24 protein-coding genes are annotated in these 21,683 nt (G+C 68.0%); 16 read left to right on the top strand and 8 right to left on the bottom strand.

Annotated features, from left to right (window positions below; translation table 11 throughout):
- Positions 1-2 precede the first annotated feature (2 nt).
- The 3 genes from grxC to ACQY9P_RS11125 are packed head-to-tail and all read left to right on the top strand — an operon-like array spanning position 3 to position 1,549.
- A complete protein-coding gene (gene grxC / locus ACQY9P_RS11115) occupies positions 3-257 on the top strand; it encodes a glutaredoxin 3 (protein ID WP_421739199.1) in 255 nt (84 codons plus the stop codon).
- Between the two features lie 12 nt (positions 258-269).
- Complete coding sequence (locus ACQY9P_RS11120) at positions 270-1,103, top strand: carbon-nitrogen hydrolase family protein (protein WP_421739198.1); 834 nt, start codon at positions 270-272, stop codon at positions 1,101-1,103.
- Positions 1,104-1,114: 11 nt separating this feature from the next.
- Positions 1,115-1,549, top strand: coding sequence for a DUF1178 family protein (locus tag ACQY9P_RS11125; RefSeq protein WP_421739197.1), 435 nt, complete (start codon positions 1,115-1,117; stop codon positions 1,547-1,549).
- 51 nt (positions 1,550-1,600) lie between these two features.
- On the opposite strand, the gene ACQY9P_RS11130 is transcribed toward ACQY9P_RS11125, so the two are convergent.
- On the bottom strand, positions 1,601-2,491 hold the full coding sequence (locus tag ACQY9P_RS11130; protein WP_421739196.1) for a LysR family transcriptional regulator: 891 nt from the start codon (positions 2,489-2,491) through the stop codon (positions 1,601-1,603).
- 131 nt (positions 2,492-2,622) lie between these two features.
- On the opposite strand from ACQY9P_RS11130, the gene ACQY9P_RS11135 reads away from it, so the two are divergent.
- Positions 2,623-3,168 (top strand): hypothetical protein, encoded by a 546-nt coding sequence (locus ACQY9P_RS11135; RefSeq protein ID WP_421739195.1) that lies wholly within the window; start codon positions 2,623-2,625, stop codon positions 3,166-3,168.
- Positions 3,165-4,556 (top strand): MFS transporter, encoded by a 1,392-nt coding sequence (locus tag ACQY9P_RS11140; protein ID WP_421739194.1) that lies wholly within the window; start codon positions 3,165-3,167, stop codon positions 4,554-4,556. The genes ACQY9P_RS11135 and ACQY9P_RS11140 overlap by 4 nt, the downstream gene beginning before the upstream one ends.
- A gap of 199 nt (positions 4,557-4,755) precedes the next feature.
- Here the strand turns inward: ACQY9P_RS11140 and ACQY9P_RS11145 are convergent, their stop codons facing one another.
- The 5 genes from ACQY9P_RS11145 to ACQY9P_RS11165 all read right to left on the bottom strand — a co-directional run bounded on the left by ACQY9P_RS11145 (position 4,756) and on the right by ACQY9P_RS11165 (position 8,418).
- Positions 4,756-5,061 carry a glycine zipper 2TM domain-containing protein gene (locus ACQY9P_RS11145; protein WP_421739193.1) on the bottom strand — a complete coding sequence of 102 codons (306 nt, stop codon included), beginning with the start codon at positions 5,059-5,061 and terminating at the stop codon, positions 4,756-4,758.
- Positions 5,062-5,194: 133 nt separating this feature from the next.
- Positions 5,195-6,229, bottom strand: a complete 1,035-nt coding sequence (locus tag ACQY9P_RS11150; protein ID WP_421739192.1) for a glycine zipper 2TM domain-containing protein — start codon at positions 6,227-6,229, stop codon at positions 5,195-5,197.
- Positions 6,230-6,345: 116 nt separating this feature from the next.
- The gene (gene ubiG, locus ACQY9P_RS11155) at positions 6,346-7,107 is read right to left on the bottom strand and encodes a bifunctional 2-polyprenyl-6-hydroxyphenol methylase/3-demethylubiquinol 3-O-methyltransferase UbiG (protein WP_421739191.1); all 762 of its coding nucleotides are present in this window, start codon (positions 7,105-7,107) and stop codon (positions 6,346-6,348) included.
- A 50-nt stretch (positions 7,108-7,157) separates the two neighbouring features.
- Positions 7,158-7,487 carry a hypothetical protein gene (locus ACQY9P_RS11160; RefSeq protein ID WP_421739190.1) on the bottom strand — a complete coding sequence of 110 codons (330 nt, stop codon included), beginning with the start codon at positions 7,485-7,487 and terminating at the stop codon, positions 7,158-7,160.
- Between the two features lie 10 nt (positions 7,488-7,497).
- The gene (locus ACQY9P_RS11165) at positions 7,498-8,418 is read right to left on the bottom strand and encodes a hypothetical protein (protein ID WP_421739189.1); all 921 of its coding nucleotides are present in this window, start codon (positions 8,416-8,418) and stop codon (positions 7,498-7,500) included.
- 290 nt (positions 8,419-8,708) lie between these two features.
- Between ACQY9P_RS11165 and ACQY9P_RS11170 the strand changes: the two genes are divergently transcribed.
- The 11 genes from ACQY9P_RS11170 to ACQY9P_RS11220 all read left to right on the top strand — a co-directional run bounded on the left by ACQY9P_RS11170 (position 8,709) and on the right by ACQY9P_RS11220 (position 19,845).
- Complete coding sequence (locus ACQY9P_RS11170) at positions 8,709-9,956, top strand: aspartate kinase (RefSeq protein ID WP_421739188.1); 1,248 nt, start codon at positions 8,709-8,711, stop codon at positions 9,954-9,956.
- A 176-nt stretch (positions 9,957-10,132) separates the two neighbouring features.
- Positions 10,133-10,597: a hypothetical protein gene (locus ACQY9P_RS11175; RefSeq protein WP_421739187.1), complete on the top strand. Its 465-nt coding sequence runs from the start codon at positions 10,133-10,135 to the stop codon at positions 10,595-10,597.
- A gap of 17 nt (positions 10,598-10,614) precedes the next feature.
- Complete coding sequence (locus ACQY9P_RS11180; protein WP_421739186.1) at positions 10,615-10,761, top strand: hypothetical protein; 147 nt, start codon at positions 10,615-10,617, stop codon at positions 10,759-10,761.
- Positions 10,762-10,853: 92 nt separating this feature from the next.
- Complete coding sequence (locus ACQY9P_RS11185) at positions 10,854-11,516, top strand: DUF6624 domain-containing protein (RefSeq protein ID WP_421739185.1); 663 nt, start codon at positions 10,854-10,856, stop codon at positions 11,514-11,516.
- 968 nt (positions 11,517-12,484) lie between these two features.
- Positions 12,485-13,429 carry a DMT family transporter gene (locus tag ACQY9P_RS11190; RefSeq protein WP_421739184.1) on the top strand — a complete coding sequence of 315 codons (945 nt, stop codon included), beginning with the start codon at positions 12,485-12,487 and terminating at the stop codon, positions 13,427-13,429.
- Positions 13,398-13,559, top strand: coding sequence for a hypothetical protein (locus tag ACQY9P_RS11195; RefSeq protein ID WP_421740114.1), 162 nt, complete (start codon positions 13,398-13,400; stop codon positions 13,557-13,559). The genes ACQY9P_RS11190 and ACQY9P_RS11195 overlap by 32 nt, the downstream gene beginning before the upstream one ends.
- A 119-nt stretch (positions 13,560-13,678) precedes the next feature.
- Entirely contained in the window at positions 13,679-14,110 is a 432-nt protein-coding gene (locus ACQY9P_RS11200; protein WP_421739183.1) for a hypothetical protein, read from the top strand.
- A gap of 217 nt (positions 14,111-14,327) precedes the next feature.
- Positions 14,328-16,592: a phosphoenolpyruvate--protein phosphotransferase gene (ptsP, locus tag ACQY9P_RS11205; protein WP_421739182.1), complete on the top strand. Its 2,265-nt coding sequence runs from the start codon at positions 14,328-14,330 to the stop codon at positions 16,590-16,592.
- Between the two features lie 156 nt (positions 16,593-16,748).
- On the top strand, positions 16,749-17,783 hold the full coding sequence (locus tag ACQY9P_RS11210; RefSeq protein WP_421739181.1) for a helix-turn-helix domain-containing protein: 1,035 nt from the start codon (positions 16,749-16,751) through the stop codon (positions 17,781-17,783).
- Positions 17,784-17,864: 81 nt separating this feature from the next.
- Positions 17,865-19,004 carry a flavodoxin-dependent (E)-4-hydroxy-3-methylbut-2-enyl-diphosphate synthase gene (gene ispG / locus ACQY9P_RS11215; protein ID WP_421739180.1) on the top strand — a complete coding sequence of 380 codons (1,140 nt, stop codon included), beginning with the start codon at positions 17,865-17,867 and terminating at the stop codon, positions 19,002-19,004.
- Between the two features lie 76 nt (positions 19,005-19,080).
- Positions 19,081-19,845: a hypothetical protein gene (locus ACQY9P_RS11220; RefSeq protein ID WP_421739179.1), complete on the top strand. Its 765-nt coding sequence runs from the start codon at positions 19,081-19,083 to the stop codon at positions 19,843-19,845.
- On the opposite strand, the gene ACQY9P_RS11225 is transcribed toward ACQY9P_RS11220, so the two are convergent.
- Positions 19,842-20,234, bottom strand: coding sequence for an OsmC family protein (locus ACQY9P_RS11225; RefSeq protein ID WP_421739178.1), 393 nt, complete (start codon positions 20,232-20,234; stop codon positions 19,842-19,844). The genes ACQY9P_RS11220 and ACQY9P_RS11225 overlap by 4 nt on opposite strands.
- A gap of 51 nt (positions 20,235-20,285) precedes the next feature.
- Complete coding sequence (locus ACQY9P_RS11230) at positions 20,286-21,665, bottom strand: PLP-dependent aminotransferase family protein (RefSeq protein ID WP_421739177.1); 1,380 nt, start codon at positions 21,663-21,665, stop codon at positions 20,286-20,288.
- Positions 21,666-21,683 lie beyond the last annotated feature (18 nt).

Below are 21,683 nucleotides of genomic sequence, written 5' to 3' on the forward strand. Positions count from 1 at the left end.
CCATGGCTCACGTCACCATCTACACCCGCCCGTTCTGCGGCTATTGCGCCCGCGCCCTGAAGGTCCTTGGCGAGAAGGGCGCCGACTTCACCGAGATCGAAGCCGGCATGGATCCCAAGCTGCGTCAGGAAATGATGAGCCGCTCGGGCCGCACCACGTTCCCGCAGATCTTCGTCGGCGAGCAGCACATCGGCGGCTGCGACGACATGATGGCCCTTGAGCGCGACGGCAAGCTGGACGCTCTTCTCACTGCATAGGGGGCGCACCGCATGAACCCGTCCGCGCCCCTTCGCGTCGGCCTGATCCAGACGCGTACGCCCGCCACCCACGCGGCGGCGCTGGCCCATGTGGCGCCGCTGGTGCGTCAGGCCGCCGCCCAGGGCGCGGGGTTCATCCTGACGCCCGAGGGGACCAATGTCCTGCAGAAGGACCGCGCCCGGCTGTTGCCGGCCCTCCAGAGCCTGGAGGACGACATCGTCGTGCGCGGTCTTTGCGACCTGGCCGTCGAGCTGGGCGTCTGGATCGACATCGGCTCGGCGCTGGTGCTGCGGGAGGACGGCAAGGCGGCGAATCGTCAGGCGGTGATCGACCCGACGGGCGCGATCGTGGCCACCTACGACAAGCTGCACATGTTCGACGTCGACCTCCCGACCGGAGAAACCGCGCGAGAGTCCGCCACCTATGAGCCTGGCGAGCGCGCCGTCGTTGTCGACACGCCGCTGGGCGTCTTCGGCCTGACCATCTGCTACGACATGCGCTTCCCGGCCCTGCACCGGGCCCTGGCCCTGAAGGGCGCGACGATCCTGACCGTGCCCGCCGCCTTCACCCGGCCCACCGGCCAGGCGCACTGGGAAATCCTGCTGCGGGCCCGCGCCATCGAGACCGGCTCGTTCGTGATCGCCGCCGCGCAGGGCGGTTTCCACGAGGACGGCCGAGGCACCTGGGGGCGCTCGATCGCCATCGGTCCGTGGGGCGAGGTCCTGGGCGTGCTTGACCATGACGAGCCCGGCGTGCTGGTGGTGGATCTCGACCTGGACGCCGCGCCCAAGGCGCGCGCGGCCATCCCCGCCCTCAAGAACGCCCGCGCCTTCGTCGGCCCCTAAGCCCTCACCTCATGATCAAGTACGCGCTCCAGTGTGATGCGGCCCATGCGTTCGAGGGCTGGTTCGGCTCGTCGTCCGACTATGACGACCAGAGCGCGCGGGGTTTGGTCGAGTGCCCGGTCTGCGGCTCGCGCGGGGTCTCCAAGCAGATCATGTCGCCCGCCGTCGCGGGGACCAAGGCGCAGAACGCCGGCCCGGACGTCGACCCGAAGATGCGCGAGATGATGATGACCGCGATGGGCGAGGTGCGGCGGCACGTCGAGGAGAACTTCGACAATGTCGGCGACGCCTTCGCGCGCGAGGCCCGCGACATCCACGAGGGCAAGTCCGAGGAGCGCGGCATCTATGGCGAGGCCACGCCCGCCGAGGCCAAGGCCCTGATCGAAGACGGTATCAAGGTCGCCCCTCTGCCGCCGCCCGCGCCGAAGAAGACCGACCTGAACTGACAGGGCGGGGGGCGCTTTGTCGGGGACCGAGCCGACAACGCGCCGCGCAGTCTAGTCCGAGCACGCCTCCCGAACACACCCTCGCAGCCAACGGTGCGCGGGATCAGCCTCCATGCGGGGATGCCAGAGCAAGGACACCGCGAACTCGGGGACCTGCATTGGAAGGCCGAAACTGACCAGTCCCTCGCGCAGGCCTCGGGTATGGCGCTCGGGCACTGTGGCGACCAGATCGGACGACCTGGCCAGTGAGATCGCACTGGCGAACCCGCCGACGACCGTTGCGATGTGACGGGTTAGCCCGTCTTGCGCCAGCGCCTCATCAATCACGCCTTTGGCGACGCCATCGCGCGACACGGCCACATGCCGTGCGGCGGCGTATCGCACCGGCGTCATCGCGCCTTCGGCGAGCCCATGGTCCTGGCGCACGACGCCGACATAGCGGTCACGGAACAGGACCTGGGTGCGCAGTTCGGGCCCGGTGTCGCCCTCCACGACTCCTGTTTCCAGATCGATCGCGCCGTCGCGCAGCGGCTTGCTGTCCTTGTCCGGCTTCTGCACGAAACGAAGCAGGACGCCCGGGGCCGCCGCCGCGACCCGGGCGATCAACACCGGACCGAAGGTTTCGACGAAACCCTCGGCCGTGCGCAGGGTGAAGACCCGCCGCAGCCGTCCAGGATCAAGCGCTTCAACAGGCCTCAACACCGCCTGGGCGTCCTGCACCAGCAAGCCCACGCGCTCTCGCAGCTCGATCGCGCGGGGCGTGGGAACCAGGTCGCGGCCCGCCCGGACCAGTAGCGGATCCCCCGTTACCTCCCGCAGACGCGCCAGGGCGCGGCTCATCGCGGATGGACTGAGCCGCAGGCGTTTGGCGGCGCGGGTGACGCTGCCTTCGGCGAGCAGCACATCGAGCGTCACCAGCAAGTTCAGATCGGGCGTCTGCATGAGACAAGCGTAACAAGCGCTCATTGATGGCGTCAAACGCAATGACTTAATGAAAACGTTGCGCGTTCCGCCATGTCCGCCCGGCGACTAGCTTTCGGTTCAACGCTCCTCCGCGCGTGAAAGGAAAGCCGATGTCCCAGACCGCCCTCGACTGCTTCGTCGCCAATGTCAGATCCACGTGGGGTCCTCTCTCCACCGAGATGGTCGCTGGATGCCGCTCGCATCTGGAAGGCCTTCTCCAGGCTTCGCCCACGGAGCCCTGGCTGGCCGCGCTTCTGGCCGAGCAGCCCGCGAGCCGCGAACTCTATCGTGATCCCGATCATGGATTCGTGCTGCTGGCCCATGTCGAACCGAGCGGCCTCTACCGACGCCCTCACGACCATGGTCGCAGTTGGGTGCTCTACGGCGTCCAGAGCGGCGATGTGGAGATGGGCGGTTACGCCAGGACCGAGGGCCGGGACGGCCGGGTGCGTCTGGTCAAAAGGGACGCCACCCTCGTCCGCGCGGGCTCGGCCATGACCTATCTGCCCGGCGATATCCATGACACGCGCTGTGTGTCGGGGCCCGCTTTGCTCTTCCGTTTCACCGAGCGTGATCTTGCCCGGGAGGACAAGGAGGAGGGACGCATTACGCGCTTCGTCGAGCAGGACGGCGTCTGGACGATCGGCGCGCCATGAGCCGGCCGCTTAGCGCGCCGGCCGCGGGCGCGGCTCAACCTCTCTCCGCCACCAAGGGCCAATCGCGCCTCGCGATCGCTTCGATCCTGATGGCTCTGGCGCTGGTCGTGCTCGACGCTTCCATCGTCAATGTGGCGCTGCCGACCCTGTCGCGGTCGCTGCAGGTCACGGCGGCCGCCTCCGTGCTCGTCGTCACCGCCTATCAGACAGCCCTGGTCATGGCTCTCCTGCCTTGCGCGGCGTTGGGCGAGACCCTGGGCTATCGCCGCGTCTTCCTCGGCGGGGTCGCCCTTTTCACCCTGGCGTCCGGACTCTGCGCGGCGGCGCCGACGCTGTCCTGGCTTGTCGCGGCGCGCTTCATTCAGGGCCTTGGCGCGGCGGCGGTCATGGCGCTCGGCGTGGCCCTGCTGCGAACGGTCGTGCCGTCCCACAAGCTGGGCGCCGCCATCGGCTGGAACGCCCTGGTGGTCGCCCTCACCTCCGCCGCGGGCCCGACGATCGGCGCGCTTGTTCTATCGCTCGCCAGTTGGCCCTGGCTGTTCGCTGTGAACCTGCCGTTGGGCCTGTTCGTCCTGGCGGCGGCGCAGGCCATCCCCAATGAGCGCGGCTCCGCACGCGCCCTGGATTGGTGGAGCATGGCGCTGAACATGATGGCCTTCGGACTGTTGGTCGTCGGCGCGGAAAGTTTGTCCAGGTTCCCAGATCTGGCCGGCCTGCTCCTGGTCGGCGGCGTCCTCACCCTTATCGTCATGGTGCGCCGCGAAGCCCCCAAGGCCAGGCCCCTTGTTCCCTTCGATCTCCTCGTCGACAAGTCTTTCCGGCTCTCGGTAATCGCTTCGGTCTGCTGTTTCACAGGTCAGGCCGCCGGCTTGATCGCGCTACCCTTCTATCTTCAGCATTCATTGGGTCTGAGCCCCCTTGAGGCCGGCCTCTACCTCACACCCTGGCCGTTGATGGCGGCTGTCGCCGCCTGGCTGGCAGGGCGGTTTGCCAGCCCGAGCGCCACGGCATCGCTCTGCGCGACCGGTTGCGCGTGCCTGTCGGCGGGGCTCTGCGCCGCCGGCGCTTGGCCCCTGGCGGTAACACCCATCGGAATTGCGCCAATCGTCATGCTGTGTGGCCTGGGCTTTGGCCTCTTCCAAGTCACCAACAACCGCAACATGTTCCTGTCCGCGCCCTTCGAACGCAGCGGTGCGGCCGGCGGCCTCCAGAGCATCGCCCGCCTGACGGGGCAGACGGCCGGCGTCGTGTTCGCGACACTGCTTTTCAGCGCCGCGCCGGTCCACACAGCGCCTCGGATGTGTCTGGCGATGGGCGCGATCCTGACCCTGATGGCCGGCCTCATCAGCATGCTGCATCCCAAGGCGCCCCAACCCACGGCGACCTGAAAGTGTGGCGTAACACGAGCCGCCGCGGAGAGCGGCGGCGCGAGAAAGATCATGAACAAAGCGGATTTGGCCAATCAATGAGACCAGCCCCAAGGTCTGTCTGGGCGCGAAACCTGACGCCTAGCTCAGCCCGGCCCGCCCCCAACGCAAAACGCCCCGGCTTTCACCGGGGCGCTCTGGTCGTGCTTTGGGCTAAGGCCTAGCGGCGATAGCGGTACTCGTAGTGGCACTTCTTCTTCTTGGCGATCTGGTTGCCGGCGACAGCGCCGACGACGCCGCCGAGGATGGCGCCTTCGGTCTTGTTGCCGCCGCCCGCGACGGCCGCGCCGAGCGTGCCGCCCGTGAGGCCGCCGATGACGGTGCCTTTACCGCCCTTGGTCTTCTTGCAGACCGTGACGCGATAGCGCTCGCCGCGATGCTGGGCCTCGGCGGCCGTGACGGCGACGGTGGACGCGGTGAAGCCAAGCGAGATGGCGACGATGATGGCCTTGGTGTGGGCGCGCATGGCGGGCTCCCTCTGATCTTGTGGTGTCCCTGACGGTCAGAACGCGCGGGTCGCGCTTCGGTTCGCCTAGGGTCGGGATGTCGACAAAGACGCGGAGCGGGAGGCTTTTTGAAGGCCTCCCGCCCTCGCGATCCTAGCCTTCGACGCGGAAGCGGCCTTCGGCGTCGGGGCAGACGCGGATGTAACGCGTCTCGGTGCGGCCGTTATATTCGGTCGGCGCGGGGGCCAGGCGGCAGCGATCCTGCGTGGCGCCGTAGCCCGAGCCGTTATAGCCGACCTCGCGGTAGGGGACGGTCTCGTCATAGGTCCAGTACGCGCCGCGGGTGTCGCACTTGGACTTGGCCGAGGCGTTGCCGATGGCGGCGCCGACACCGGCCCCGACCAGGGCGCCCAGCACGGTGCCTTCCGGCTTGGCGTTGCGGGCGGCGGCGTTGGAGCCGACCACGCCGCCGGCCAGGGCGCCGATCACGCCGCCGATGAGGGCGTTCTTCTTGGGATCCTGACGGCACGGCTCGTTGGCGACGACATTGGCGCCGGAATTGTAGTTGCCGGCATAGGGGGCGCTGTAGCGCGTCGCGGATTGCGGATTGCTGCGGTCATAGGCTCCACCGCCATAGCGGCGGTCATAGTCGGCGCGAGCCCGTTCGTACTCGGCCCGGTCGCGGTCGTACTGCTCGCGCTGGGCGTCATAGGCGCCGTTGTTGGCGTAGCCGCGACCGTCGGTGTTGAAGCGGGCGGCCAGGGTGGGATGGCGGCGGTCATAGGCGCCGGCGCCGCGACGACGGTCATAGACGCGGCGGTCGCGCTCATAGGCGGCGCGGTCGCGTTCGAACGCCACCTGCTCGGCGCGATAGGCGGCGCTGTCGCGATAGGTCGGCGCCGAGAAGCGGGTCGCATACTGCGGATAGCGGCGGTCATAGGCGCCCATGCCGTAGCGGCGGTCATAGTCGCGGCGGGCCTGTTCGTACTTGGCGCGATCGTTCTCGTAGGCGCGCTGCTGGGCGCCATAGTCGGCGACCTGGTCGTTATAGGTGGCGCGCTGGTCGCGATAGGTGTCCAGGCGCTGCTCATAGGCGGCCTGGGCCCCGGAAGTTTGGGCCATGGCGGGCGCGACGGCGCCGAAAGCGACTGTGCCGGCCATCAGAATGGCGAATGTCTTGGCGATCATGGGGTGTCTCCGTTCAGTGGAACGGACCGACGTCCTTGCCCCCGATGGGCCGCCAATCCTTCACAAGGTCCCTGTGTGGAGCGTAAGCCCCGGCGCCGGTGAAGGTTCCGTCCCCCTCAGTCGCGGGTGACCGTCATCATGTAGTTGATGTCGCTGTCGCTCGATCGGCTCCAGCGGCCCGACAGCGGATTGTAGGTCACGCCGAACGGACCCTGCATCTGGACGGGCTCTCCAGCCAGGAAGGCGCGCAGTTCCTCGGGCTTGAGGAACTGCTTCCAGTCGTGGGTGCCGGGCGGCACCCAGCGCAGGACGTATTCGGCGCCGATCTTGGCCAGGGCCAGGGCCTTGAGCGTGCGATTGAGGGTGGCGACGATCATCAGGCCGCCCGGCTTGAGCAGCCGCGAGCAGGTGCGCAGGAACTCGCCGGGGTCGGCCACGTGCTCGATGACCTCCATGGTCAGCACCACGTCGAACGGCCCCGCGCCCTCGGCCAGCAGCTGTTCGGCGGTGGCCGGGCGATAGGTGATCGACAGGCCCTGCTCGTCGGCGTGGGTGGCGGCGGTCTTGATGTTCCTTTCCGAGGCGTCGATGGCGGTGACGTCAAAGCCCAGCCGGCTCATCGGCTCGCTCAGCAGCCCGCCGCCGCAGCCGATGTCCAGCAGGCTCAGGCCCTCGAACGGCGCGCGGACGGCGCCGTCGCGCCCGAACCGCTCCAGCGCCTGCTCGCGGATGAAGGCCAGCCGGCAGGGGTTGAAGACGTGCAGGGGGGCGAACTTGCCCTTGGGGTCCCACCACTCGGCGGCGATGGCCGAGAACCGCGCCACGTCTGCGGGGTCGATGCTCCAGGAGGGGGCGGCGGTGTCGGCGGTCTGGGTCATGATCAGCGTATCAGCACGACTTCGCCCGGCAGGTCCAGATGGGCCTGGCCTCATCGTGACCGCGAGGGACCCAGCAGCGCGGCGATCCGGCCGCGCATGGACGCGAACTCGGGCGGCATGTGGTCGAGCAGGAAGTGCTCGAGGCTGAACGACGGGTCGTCGAGCGCCCCGCCCGGGGTGCTGACATGGCCCATATAGACCCTGCGCGTTCCCGACGCGTCGCTGCAGACGAACCCCCGATAGCCCAGCTGCGGCGGGTCTGGCGCGGCGGGCGCGGCCGACAGCTGGTCCTGCAGTTTCAGCAAGTGTCGATGGTGGCGCTCGTCGAGCCGCCAGCGGGGGTTGGGCAGGCCGCTGAACACGTCGAGCTCGACGAGCATGGGGAGCCGTTCAGTTGATGACCACCGATTTTCCCGCGTAGAAATAGTCGCAGAAATCCGTGTAGCCGCCTCGGTTGCAGGTCTCCGGATCGGTGATCAGCACGTTGCTGCTGTCAACGTTTCGGGCCGCCGTCGAGCCGGGCTTGTGGCCCCAGAACCCGCCGCGCTGATGGCGATACCAGTGGTAGTCCCAGCCCGGGTCGATCACCAGCGCCATCAGGCGACGCGGCCATTCGCTCTGGGGCAGGCAGTTGCAGCGCTTCTTCAGGCCGTCGGCCATCGCGGCGACCGTCACGGTGTTGCAGGCCATCGTGCCGGTCTGGGCGCCGTGGGCGCGGCCGGGCTGGGCGAAGGTGTTGGTCCGCCAGTTGCGGGCGTAGTTGTAGCAGTTGTTATAGGGCTGGGTCGCCGGGTTGTTCCAGAAGCCGGGATTGTACTGGCTGACCTCGTACTGGCACTGGTCGCACTTGGGGTCGCTGATCGTGGTCCGAAGCGGGTTCGCGGGCGGCGGCGGGGGCGGCGGACCGGGTTGGGGCGGGTCCTTGAAGAAGCGGTCCAGCCTTTCCAGGGCCATGTCGCGCAGCTTCCTGTCCAGCGGCGTGATCTGGTGTTCCAGCAGCTTGATCTCCGACCGCAGCGGCATGCTCTCGATGAACAGCCGCGCCAGGGCGTGGCTGGCCTCCGGGTCGCCGGCCGCCGTCGATCCCAGCGAGAATTTCTTGGGCACGCGCCGGCGGGACGGTTCGTCGTCGGAGATCAGCTCGACCTTCACTTCGCGAAAGCCCAGTCCGTCGAAGCCCGCGCCCGACTTGGCCGCGGCCTTGGGGCGTTCGGCCACCTGGGCCAGCAGCTTGTTGATCTCTTCGGTGTCGGTGATGAGCCAGACCGGGTTGGGCCGGCCGGAAAACAGGTCGATTTCAAGGCGTAGCATCGTCTGTGCTCCTCTTTGGTGGTGACCCACAAGCAGGCAAGCGACAAGAACTGACGCGACTAATTAAAGTCTATGCGTGTATATCTTAAAAATACACGTCGTGCAATCGAGGCGGCCGGCGCTCGCTGGACGCTCCCGTCGGCCGCGGCGCGTGACGCCGCAACGAAAAAGACACATCCGCGACATTGCCGTTGCGCCATTGCGCCGCTAGAAGGCCGGGGCTTGCGCGGCGGGAAGCCATCCGCCGCGCGCGCGCAAGAAAAAACCGCTGTCGTTGAGGGTTTGAAGACGTGTCTCGTCTGGTGATGAAGTTCGGCGGCACCTCCGTGGCCGACCTGGAGCGCATCGCGCGGGTGGGCCGACTGGTCGCCGCCGAAGTGGCGACGGGCAAGCAGGTCGCGGTGGTGGTCTCGGCCATGTCGGGCAAGACCAATGAGCTGGTCGCCTGGACCGACGGCGCCGGCCGCGCCGCGCCGGGCCTGCCGGAGTCGGACGACGAATACGACGCCATCGTCGCCTCGGGCGAACAGGTCACCGCCGGCCTGCTGGCCATGACCCTGCGCCATATGGGCCTGAACGCCCGCTCGTTCCTGGGCTGGCAGGTGCCGATCCTGACCGACACCGCCCACGGCCGCGCCCGCATCGAAGATATTCCGCCGGCCAATCTGGAGGCCTGTTTCGCGGCCGGCCAGATCGCCGTGATCGCCGGCTTCCAGGGCGTCACTCCCGACGGCCGCATCACCACCCTGGGCCGGGGCGGCTCCGACACCAGCGCCGTGGCCATCGCCGCCGCGGTCAAGGGTGCCTGCGACATCTACACCGACGTCGACGGCGTCTATACGACCGATCCCCGCATCGAGAAGAAGGCCCGCAAGCTGGCCAAGATCTCGTACGAGGAAATGCTGGAAATGGCCTCGCTGGGGGCCAAGGTGCTGCAGACCCGCTCGGTCGAGATGGCCATGGCCCATCGCGTCCCGGTGCGGGTGCTGTCGAGTTTCGTCGAACCGGGAGAAGCTCCCGGCCAAGGTACGATCGTCTGCGACGAGGAAGAAATCATGGAAAAGCGCATCGTCTCGGGCGTCGCCTATAGCCGCGACGAAGCCAAGATCACCCTGCTGGGCCTGCCCGACCATCCGGGCGTCTCCTCGCAGATCTTCGGCCGCCTCGCCGACGCCAATGTGAACGTCGACATGATCGTGCAGTCGCGCGCCCGCAGCGCCGACACCGCCAACATGGAGTTCACGGTCGGCAAGCGCGACGCCCAACGCGCCGTCGAGATCGTCACCGCCGCCCAGAAAGAGATCGGCTTCGAGGCCGTCGCGGTCGACGAGGACGTCTCCAAGGTGTCGGTGATCGGGGTCGGCATGCGCAGCCACGCCGGCGTCGCCCAGTCGATGTTCCAGGCCCTGGCCGAGAAGAACATCAACATCCAGGTCATCTCGACCTCGGAAATCAAGATCAGCGTCCTGATCGACGCCGCCTATACCGAGCTGGCCGTTCGCGCCCTGCACGCGGTGTACGGGCTGGATCAGCTGTAGCCTCTTTGCGTCCTTCGAGGCCCGCTGTGCGGGCGCCTCAGGATGAGGGCTTCAGAACAAGCTGTCCTCATCCTGAGGCGCGAACCGCAGGTGAGCCTCGAAGGACGCACCGCTTCGCCGTTGCCTAAACGTCGTGTTCTGACGTTATGAAGGCGGCAAGCCTTCACGAGTCCCCCATGTCCGACGTCTTCAAGTTCGACCCCGCCGCCAAGACCGTCACCTTCCACGGCGATGCGGGCCTTGAGCTGCTGTATGACCTGCTGCTGCGCGCCAAGTTCGGCGACGGCTATGAAAAGCCGCTGCTGATCAGCCCCTGGCTGGCGGCCCTGCTCAAGCAACTCGACAAGGCCCTGCCGGACGACGGCCAGTGGTTCCCCGAAAAGCCGGGCCAGCCGATCTTCGACACCGATGACCTGCTGGCCATGGGCGATGCGGTGATCGAGGAGGGCCACACCGTCGGCTGGTGGACGATGACCGAGCCCGAAAAGCGGGCCTATCTGCGTGAAACCATCTCCGCGCCGCATCCGCTGACCGACCTGGAAGTCGCCTTCATCGAGGACGACATCGACGCGGCCCTCGAGCAGGCCCGCCGGCTGGTCCGGGACGCCGCCGAGCCCCTGGCCATGCCCGGTCACGGCTAGCACCCTATAGTCGGCCCATGGGTCACGACCTGACCGCCCCCGCGCAGCTGTCGTTCCGCCGCTACGGTCAGGACGCGCCGCCGCACGTTCACGCCTTCGACCAGATCGTCCTGCCGCGTCGCGGGGTGCTGGAGATGGAGATCGACGGCCGGGATGGGTGGTGAGCCGCCGTTCGCCTGATCCGTTTCCACCATTGTGAAAAGCTGTGCCACCGAACAAATTGGTGCGGTGTAGTCTTCACGGAGCGGCGAGTTTCATGAGGGGCAAGTTAGTCGTTGGAGCAGTTCTGTGCCTGACCATACATGGCCTGGCCTCAGCCTCCCAAGAGCCTGTCGATGCGGCCTCGAAAGCGATTGAGGCTCTTCGGCGCAACGCACCAATCATCCGTGAACTTGCAGGCATGGGCGCTTTGGATCAGGAGATGCGAACCCGCTTCCTCGCGCTACGCCAGAATGCAAGTGATGAAGATCGGCGCGCTCTTGACGGCGTCTGGGCGCGTGAATTCGAGCCCATTGATCAGCAGCACGTTATGCGCCTGAAGGCGCTGCTGAACGGGCGGGGTTGGTTCACAGCTGAACAGGTGGGCGACCGGGCTTCTGCGGCGGCTTTTGCAATCGTGATCCACTCGAATGACGTGGAATTTCAGCGAGAGGCGCTTGCGAAAATGGAAGCGCTCTCGGCTGATCAGCGGCCATCTGGATACGCCATTCTGTTCGACCGCATGGCGGTAGAAGACGGACGACCGCAACGGTATGGCACTCAGCGTCCAGAGTGCCTTGACGGTAAGCACGCCCGACCAAAGTCAATTGAGGACCCAAGCCATCTCGATGCCCGCCGCCGTTCCGCAGGGTTGCAGCCTTTCGACGAGTATTTGGCGCTGCTCGACAAAATGTATGGCAGATGCAGTCCACCAGCTTGATGCTCAAAGAGCCAACGGGTGAAAAAGGTCCGCTAAGGGGCGAAAGCTGCGCTTCCCGTCAGTCCCCAAAGTGGACGCCCCGCTCATCCTTAAATCTCCTGGACAGACCGGCGATCGTTTCGCCGTGAGATTTAAGGATGGCTCCCGTAGGCGCGAAGGGCGGGCGGGACGCGCGCCACCAAGTCCTCCCCCTGAAGGGGGAGGCGGCCGTAGGCCGGTGGGGGAAGACCGCAAGGAGTCGGCGGTTACTTCCCCCTCCGTCGGCCCGAAGGGCCGACACCTCCCCCGCTAGGGGGAGGACTTGAGGGGATAGACCGCCCTCAATCCCCGCTCTTTCCAGACCAAACCTCAACCCGATCAACGCCCTGTAAAATAGTTGATCGCGCCAATCCTCCGCGCTGAAACCGCCCGCATAATGATCTCACCTGACAGCACGGGAAGGGCGCACGTACGGCGACCGTTGCGGCTGTCAGGGGTGATCGAGCGGGAAGCTCAATCGATGGCGGGAGGAGCGTCTTGCGCTCCGGGCCGTCAACCTCGTTGTTCTCTGGCGGCGGTCGGCCGTGGAAAACAAAAACGACGTGACCTCGAGGGTCGAACGAGCAGCAGGCTGGTCCGGGAGGATCGGCAGTCCGGGCGGGGAACGCTATCCCGTCCGCCCGTCGGAGGCTTCAAGGCGGCGAGGCCCCAACAGGGCTCGAGCGCCGCGCGCTTTCGCCAGAACGGTCACGCGGAGCGGACGGCTTCGTCGAAACGGTACTTGAAAACACAATCATCCGGACGTCGTCCGGACGCTCCGCGACCCTTCCCACCACCATCGCAGCGAAAGCGCGAGGTCGAGACGCCATGCCCAAGCCTTGTGCCTCAAGGGGCGCAATCCGACCTGGCTGGCGCCCAAAGGAGCCCGCGCTCAAACTCCGGGAGCTTTCGCCAAGCCAGCCACCCCCGCCGCCTGCTAGTTCGAGCTGATGACCGACCCTCGCAAACTTCTCCTGGGCCTGCTGTGCGGCCTGATCGCCGGCGGGTTCTGGGGCGGGGTGTTCCTGGCGCCGATGCTGCTCCACGCCTTCACGCCGCTGCAGATGACCGCCGGGCGCTACCTGGCCTATGGCCTGGCGTCGCTGGCGCTGCTGGCCCCCAGCGCCAGGGCGGTGTTCGGGCGGATGACAGGCCGGGACTGGCGCGACCTGGCTTTGCTGAGCCTGCTGGGCAACCTGATCTATTATGTCGGCCTGGCCGTGGCGGTGCAGAACGCCGGGGTGGCGGCCGCCTCGCTGATCATCGGCTTGTTGCCCGTCACGGTGACCCTGGTGGGGGCGAGACCCGGGGAGGGCGTGCCGATCCGGCGTCTGGCCGCGCCCCTGGCCCTGCTGGCGGCCGGGGTGGTCTGCATCAATGTCGACGTGTTTCGCAGCGGGGAGGGCGCGCCCGCGCCGCGCCTGATCCTGGGGGTGCTGGGCGCCGTGCTGGCCCTGGCCTGCTGGACGGTCTACGCGGTCTGGAACGCGCGCCGCCTGGCCGTGACGCCCCGCTTCAACAGCCACGAATGGTCGCTGCTGACCGGGGTGGTGACCGGGGGCCTGTCGCTGGTGCTGGTTATCCCGGCCTTCGCGCTAACGGGGACGGCGCATGCGCTGGACGCCTGGGCGCTGTTCTGGGGCGTCAGCCTAGCCGTGGCCCTGGGCGCCTCGGTGATCGGCAACGGCCTGTGGAACGCCGCCAGCCGCCTGCTGCCGCTCAGCCTGTCGGGCCAGCTGATCGTGTTCGAGACCCTGTTCGCCCTGCTGTACGGCTTCCTGCACGAGGCGCGCTGGCCCCGTCCCCTGGAGGGCGCGGCGATCGGGCTGATGCTGGCCGGGGTGCTGTGGTCGGTGTCGCTGCATCGGCCGGGCGCGGTGGCTTCCGCCGCCTAAGGCCCCTGCGTCCTTCGAGGCTCGCCTTCGGCTCGCACCTCAGGATGAGGAATTCAGCAGCAACAACGCTCCTCATCCTGAGGCGCCCGCGCGGCGGGCCTCGAAGGACGCACGGCCAACCCCAACATGACCGCCACCTGAACACCGCCGTTCAGATCGGGTTCAAGCGCGGTTTGCGACAAAGGTCCCAACAGCGCCGCACCGGGCCTTTTTCCGGATCTGGCGACGCTTCTCGAAAGGAGAACCGCCATGAAGACCGTTTCCAAGACCCTGATCGCCGGCGCCATCACCGCCGCCCTGGTCCTGCCCGCCTCGGGCGCCTTCGCCGGTGAAAAGACCCAGAAGGCCGTCATCGGCGCCGTGATCGGCGGCCTGGCCGGCGCCGCCCTGGGCGACGGCAATAAGAGCGCGATCGCTGTCGGCGCCGTCGCCGGCGCGGCCATCGGCGCCTCGACCGCCAAGAGCAAGAACGACCGCTATGGCTATGACGACGACCGTTACGGTCGCTCGTACAAGACTGGCTACGGCTATCAGACCCGCCCGGCCTACAACAACGGCTACGGCTACAACACCGGCTACAACAGCGGCTACCAGGCCCGTGACACCTATCGCCACGATCGAGGCCACCACTATGGCCAGAGCCGCTACGACGCCCGCTATGACCAAGGCTATCGCCGCTAGGTCCTGATCCCGGATCCTTCCCGGCGAAAACTGGCGTCGTCCTTCCCCCGGGAAGGGCGGCGCCTTTTTTCGCGTCGCGAGCGAGACAAACTTCGGGCGACCGCTGTGCGTTGCGCGAAATCTGCTATAGCGCCCTGAAGGCCGAAGCGGCTTCTTAACCCATGGCTGCTCCAGTCGGGTTAGACCGCAGTCGGCAGATGGAGAGCGCAAAGGCGTCATGGCGGCATCCGGCATCGCCGTTCGAGGACCACGCAGCCTGCTTCGGCAGATTCGCGAGGCCATGGCCGGGGGCGGTCCCGCCCAGGCCAAGCTCGACATGGTGGTGCGCACCATCGCCATCTCGATGGTCGCCGAGGTCTGCTCGATCTATCTGCGCCGCGCCTCCAACGATCTTGAGCTGTTCGCCACCGAGGGCCTGGACAAGAGCGCCGTCCACGTCACGCGGATGAAGCCCGGCGAGGGCCTGGTCGGCGAGACCATGCGCATCGGCCGGCCGCTGAACCTGTCCGACGCCGCCAGCCACCCCTCGTTCTCGTACCGTCCTGAAACCGGCGAAGATCCCTATCACGCCTTCCTGGCTGTGCCGCTGCTGCGCGGCGGCCGTTCGATCGGCGTGCTGGTCGTCCAGAACCGCACCGAGCGCGTCTATGGCGAGGAAGAGGTCGAGGACCTCCAGATCATCGCCATGGTGCTGGCCGAGATGGTCAGCTCCAGCGAACTGCTGGGCGCTGACGAGCTCAAGGACGTCGAGCTGGCGCCCCACAAGCCCGAGCGGCTGAAGGGCGCGCGCTTCGCCGAGGGGCTGGCCTATGGCGTGGCCGTGCTGCACGAGCAGCCGGTCGCCCCCGAACAGCTGCTGTCGGACGACGCCGTGGCCGAGGAGGTGCGCCTCAAGGCGGCCGTCACCGCCCTGCAGAGCCAGATCGACGAGATGCTGGAAGGCCAGGGCGGCCTGGTCGGCGCTTCCTACGAGGTGCTCGACACCTATCGCCTGTTCGCCCACGACCGGGGCTGGAACCGGGGTCTGGAAGAGGCCGTCCGTTCGGGCCTGACCGCCGAGGCTGCCGTCGAGCGCGTCCGCTCCGAGCACCGCGCCCGGCTGGGCCAGGCCCGCGACCCCTATCTGCGCGAGCGTCTCCACGACCTCGAAGACCTCAACGACCGGCTGCTGCGCCACCTGTCGGGCGATGTCCACGCCGTGCGTCAGCTGCCCGACGACGCCATCCTGATCGCCCGCAACCTGGGTCCCGCCGACCTGCTGGAATATGACCGCACCAAGCTGAAGGGCATCCTGCTCGAGGAAGGCTCGGCCGCCAGCCACGCCGGCATCGTGGCCCGGGCGCTGGACATCCCGTGCGTGGGCCGCCTGGCCGGCCTGCGCGACCGGGTCAGCGAGGGCGACCCCGTGGTGGTCGACGCCGAGACCGCCGAGGCCTGGCTCCGGCCGCGTCCTGACGTGGTCAAGTCGCTGCGCGCCCGGATGGAGGTCCGCGCCCAGCGCAAGGCCGAGTTCGCCCGTCTGCGCGACACGCCGGCCTTCACCAAGGACGGCGCAAAGATCACCCTGCTGATGAACGCCGGCCTGGCCGTCGATCTGGATATCCTGGGCGAGACGGGGGCGGAGGGCATCGGCCTGTTCCGCACCGAGTTCCAGTTCATGGTCGCCGAGGAAATGCCCCGGCTGGAGGCTCAGACGGCGCTCTATGAAAAGGTGCTGGAAGCCGCCAACGGCATGCCCGTGACGTTCCGCACCCTGGATCTGGGCGGCGACAAGCTGCTGCCCTACATGGAGATGGAGCGCGAGGACAATCCGGCCCTGGGCTGGCGCGCCGTGCGGATGGGCCTGGACCGTCCGGCCCTGCTGCGGATGCAGATCCGCGCCCTGATCAAGGCCTCGCAGGGCCGCGAGCTGCGGATCATGTTCCCGTTGGTGGCCAATGTGGACGAGTTCCGCGCCGCCCGCGCCTTCGTCGACCAGGAAGTGGCCTGGGCGCTGAAGCGTGGCCGCCCCGCGCCGGCCCGCCTGGACGTCGGAGCCATGATCGAGGCGCCGTCGCTGCTGTGGCACCTTGACGCACTTCTGCCCATGACCGACTTCGTTTCGGTCGGCACCAACGACCTGATGCAGTACCTGTTCGCCGCCGACCGGGGCAATCCCAGGGTGTCGGACCGCTACGATCCGCTGTCGCCGGCCGCCCTGCGGGCGCTGAAAACCATCCAGCAGGCCTGCCAGGATACCGGCACGCCCGTGTCGGTGTGTGGTGAGATGGCGGGGCGGCCGCTTGAGGCTTTCGCCTTGGTTGCCTTGGGCTTTGACCGTTTGTCGATGCCGCCGGCCGGCATCGGACCGGTCAAGCAGATGGTGCTGTCCTGCGATCGCGAGGCGGCCCGGCGCAATGTCGAGGCCCTGCTGAAGACCTCCGCGGGATCGCTCCGTGGCGAGATCGAAACCCTGGCGCGCAAGCTTTACGTCGCCGTGTGATTTGGCCCGGCGCTTAACCAAGCTTTGCCGTTAGTGTATTGAATCCCGTAACTTACTTTGATATTCACATTTGAGTGTTAAGGACTTCGTGCGACACGAAGTCGGGTGGGGCCTGGCGTTCGCGCGCTACGCGATTTTTGGGGTGATATAGCCGTAATGCCGCTGGACACGGGCGTTGTCAGGCAATTGCATATGGTCTCCGACGCTGAGCCTGAAGAAGGCTTTGTCGGCGTTGGCCAGCCGTCGGTCGACGAGGGTGTTGATATCGGCGCCGCCCTGCGCGCCGCCCGCACCTTCCGCGGCCTTACCCCCCAGGACGTGGCCGACTCCACGCGCATTCGCCAGAGCTATATCGAGGCGCTTGAGGACCTGCGGCTTGAAGAGCTGCCCTCGCGTCCGTTCACCATCGGCTATGTCCGCGCCTACGCCAACCTGCTGGGTCTGGACGGCGAAGCGGCGGTGCTGCGGTTCAAGAACGACGTTCCCGACGATGGCGGCGAACTGCGCGCGCCCGTCGGCGTGCGTCGCGAGCGTGATCCGCGCTTCGCCCTGATCCTGGTCGGCGGCCTGCTGGTGGTGGGCGCCATCCTGCTGTGGAACGTGGCGCAGCGCGCCATGTCCAAGGACGCTCCCTCCAGTCAGGTGGCGGCCAATACCGCCGCGCCGCACGCGGCGACCACGCCGAACGGTTCGGCCGTGTCGCTGGGCGCGCCCCTGCCGGCGCCGGTGGAATCCACCACGCCCGAGCCCTACAAGACCCCCGGTCTCGACGACGCCGCCGCCAATGGCGGTTCGGCCGACGCCGCCACCGCCGCCTCCAAGGCGCGCGCCTCGGCTCTGGCCGCCAGCGGTCCGGTCGCGCCCGACGCGGCCCAGATCGCGGCGATCGGCTCTGCGTTCAAGCCCAGGGGCGTGGTCCACGGCGCGACCGCCGCCGACGCCTCGGGTGTGATCATCCAGGCCCGCAAGCCCGCCACCCTGGTGGTGCGCGGCGCCGATGGCTCGGTGTTCTTCGCCCGTCAACTCAACGCCGGCGAGGCCTATCGCGCCCCGCGCACCGCCGGCCTGATCGCCGACGTCTCCGACCCCACGCTGTTCGACGTCTATTCGAACGGCGCCCTGACCGGTCGCCTGATCTCGTCGCAGACCGCCCTGAGCAAGCTGCTCAAGCCGGCTCCGCCCGCCGGCTGATCAATGCGCGCCGGCCGGAAGACGGCGCGAACCTTCGATGACGGCCTTGGGTTCCGGCCGCAAAGGCCCTAGATTGCTCTCATGGCCGCAGATCACACTCACCTTCGTCCCTGGCGCATGATCGAGCGCCGCAAGTCGCGCAAGATCCGCGTCGGCAATGTCGAGGTCGGGGGCGATGCGCCCATCACCGTCCAGTCGATGACCAACACCCTGACCAGTGACGCCGCCGCGACGCTGGAGCAGATCCGTCAGCTGGAAGAGGCCGGGGCCGACATCGTTCGCGTCAGCTGTCCTGACACCGACAGCACGGCCGCCTTCAAGACCATCGCCCGCGAGTCCCGCGTGCCGCTGGTGGCCGACATCCACTTTCACTACAAGCGCGGCATCGAGGCGGCTCAGGCTGGCGCCGCCTGTCTGCGGATCAATCCGGGCAACATCGGCAGCCCCGATCGCGTGCGCGACGTCATCCAGGCCGCCCGTGACCATGGCTGCTCGATGCGGATCGGCGTCAATGCCGGCTCGCTGGAGCGCGAACTGCTGGAAAAGTACGGCGAGCCGTGCCCCGACGCGATGGTCGAGAGCGCCCTCAACCACGCCCGCATTCTTCAGGATCACGACTTCCACGAGTTCAAGATCTCGGTGAAGGCGTCAGACCCGTTCATGACGGTGGCGGCCTATCACCAGCTGTCCGAGCGGATCGACTGTCCGCTGCACCTGGGCGTCACCGAGGCCGGCGCCCTGCGCACCGGCACGGTGAAGTCGTCGATCGGCATTGGCTCGATGCTGTGGGCCGGCATCGGCGACACCATCCGCGTGTCCCTGGCCGCCGACCCCGTCGAGGAGATCAAGGTCGGCTTCGATATCCTCAAGTCCTTGGGCCTGCGCCATCGCGGCGTCAACATCATCGCCTGCCCATCCTGCGCGCGTCAGGGCTTCAACGTCATCAAGACGGTGGAAGCGCTTGAGCAGCGCCTGGCCCACATCAGCCAACCCATGTCGCTGTCGATCATCGGCTGCGTGGTCAACGGCCCGGGCGAGGCCCTGATGACCGACCTGGGCTTCACCGGCGGCGGGGCCGGCTCGGGCATGATCTACATGGCCGGCAAACCCGACCATAAGCAGTCCAATGACGGCATGATCGAGCACATCGTCGAGCTGGTCGAACAGCGTGCCGCCGAACTGAAGGCCGCCGCCGACGCCGAGGCGATCGCGGCGGAGTAGGTCGGGATTACGGCATCGTAACTGGAGCCGGCGTCTCTGGCGGTGTCTGTTGTGGCGTCCTGTTTCCGGAGTCGCCATGAAACCCCTCGCCGTCGCGTCCGCGCTCGCCCTGCTTGTCACCCTGGGTGCGCCCTCGGCCCATGCCGCCGTCACGCCGGTGCCGGTCGGCGAACCCCTGGCCCGGTTCGACAGGATCAAGCCCGGCGTGCACCGCTATCTGCGCTACAAGCAGACGGGCGAAACCCTGACGCCCGTGGACATCTGGACCCGCGAGATCCGCTTTGAGTCCAAGGATGGGCGCGACCGGCTGCACATCGTCCAGCACTGGGACAGCGGGACCACGCCGGCCGCCAAGACCCTGGATTCCTGGTTCGAACTGGGCACCTTCGCCCCGATCAGCCATGTCCGCCGTTCCACGAAGGACGGCCAGACCAAGGTCGAGGGCTTCGCGTTCACGGCCGACCGGGTCATCGGCCTGGCGGACCTGCCCGACAACGCCGCCAAGGCCTATGACGTCGCCGCGCCACAGCGGACCTTCAACTTCGAGACCGACATGGAGCTTCTGCAGGCCCTGCCGCTGAAGGCGGGCTTCGAGGCCAGCATCAACTTCCTGCATCCGGGTGGCGGTGACCCGGCGCCCTATCTGTTCAAGGTGACGGGCTCCGAAGTGCTGAGCACGCCGGCCGGTGGCAGGATCGACTGCTGGGTGATGACCACCGACTATAACCGCCCCGAATTCCCCGCGACGCGCTTCTGGCTGGCCAAGGACAGCCAGGTGATGGTCAAGGTCGTCTCGCCGCTGCCCGACGGTTCGGCGGTCGTGAAGGTGCTGCTCTACTAGGCCTCAGCCAGGGTGGTGCTGATCGGGACGCCGCCCTTGATGGCCAGGGTCACCGGCGTGCGTTCGGCCACATCGGCCAGCCGGGTCCGCTGCTCGTCGCTGAGGGGGCCACGCGGAACCAGCTCGCGTTCGATGCGCGGCGGGGTTTCGCCGCCGTGATAGTGCAGGCGAACGTCCAGCGCCTCCAGCGGCCAGGCCTTGTGCTCGGCGTACATCTTCAGGGTGATCGCGGTGCAGGCCCCCAGGGCAGTCAGCAGCAGGTCGAACGGCGCGGGGCCGGCGTCGGCGCCGTTCAGCTTTTCCGGCTCGTCGGCCGTCAGGGTGTGGCTGCCGGTGGTGATCGTCGTGGCGTAGCGGGTTTCGCCGATACGGGCGGTGGCGGTCGCCATGGCGGCTCCTGGGCTTGGGTCTGGGTCCGCAGTCTGACGCGAGTCGGCCGGCTAGATCACCGCCCGCGCCCGTTCGTCCACATCGGCCACCGCCGCCGCCACGATCCGCAGACCGCGTTCCAGCTCGTGGCGATCCCGCGCCGCGCCCAGGCATAGTCGCACGCCCGTGGTCAGGCCCGGCTCGACCACCGGGGCCGAGGGTGGGGTCAGCTCGACGCCGCCACGCAGGGCGCGGCCCGCCAGCCGCTCGGCGTCCAGCTCCGACATCGGCAGCCAGACGTGCGGGGCGCTGGGTGACATGGGCGCCTCTATGACGCCGCCCAGGATCTCGCGCGCCAGGGTCAGGCGCTCGGTCATCTCGGACACCACCTCGGCGACGATGGCGTCCGCCGCGCCGTCCTCTATCCACTGGGTGGCGATCAGGCCCCCAAAGGCCGGCGGCGCGTAGGCCAGTGCGCGGACGGCGCGCAGAACGCGGTCGATGTGTTCGCCGGGCGGGGCGATCAGGAAGCCGTGGCGCAGGCCCGGGGCCAACGATTTTGACACCGCGGAGACGTGGAAGGTGCGCTCCGGGGCCAGCACCGCAAAGGGCGGCGGAGCGTCCGGGGCATAGACCGCGTAGATGTCGTCCTCGATCAGCAGTAGATCGTGCTTGCGGGCTACCGCGACGATCTGGGCGCGGCGGCCGGCGCTCATGATCCGGCCCGTCGGATTCTGCAGGGTGGGCTGGATGGCCACGGCGCGGTAGGCGCCGGTGGCGGCGGCCTCGTCCAGAGCGTCGGGGCGAAGACCCTGGGCGTCCATCGCCAGGCCCTTCAGCCGATAGCCCGCGTGCTCCGCCAACGCCTTGACGCCATAGAAGGTCGAGGCTTCGCACAGCACCGTATCACCCGGACGGGCCACGGCGCCGAAGGCCAGGGTCAGGGCCTGCTGGGCGCCGGCGGTGCAGACCAGCCGCGTCCAGTCGGCCCCTGTCAGGCCGCCGCGTTCCAGCCAGGCTGCGCCGGCCCGGCGCTGGACCTCCATCCCGGCGGAGGGCGAATAGCCCAGATGCTCGAACAGGTCGGGGCGCTTTCGCAGACGGTTCAGGGTGTCGGCGAGGCGTGCTTCCGCCGGGCTGCTTGGCGCGATGTTGTGGAACAGGTTGATCAGCCCGCTGTCGGGAGCCCGGGCTGGCTTGGTCGCCGCCCCGCCGCGCACGAAGCTGCCGCGCCCGACATGAGCGTCGACCAGGCCCGCCTTCTCGGCCTCGACATAGGCGCGGGTGACCGTGCCCAGGCCCAGACCCAGGCGGTGCGCCAGATCACGCTGCGGCGGCAGGCGCGCCCCGGCGGCCAGGGCGCCCGAGGCGATGTCGGCGCGCAGGGCGTCGACCAGGCGCTCATAGATCGGCGCGGCGCCCTCAAGGAGCGTGGGGGTCCAGACCGACATGGCGGCTCCGTGATTGTC

This window comes from Caulobacter sp. (assembly GCF_965279145.1).
GTDB lineage: Bacteria > Pseudomonadota > Alphaproteobacteria > Caulobacterales > Caulobacteraceae > Caulobacter.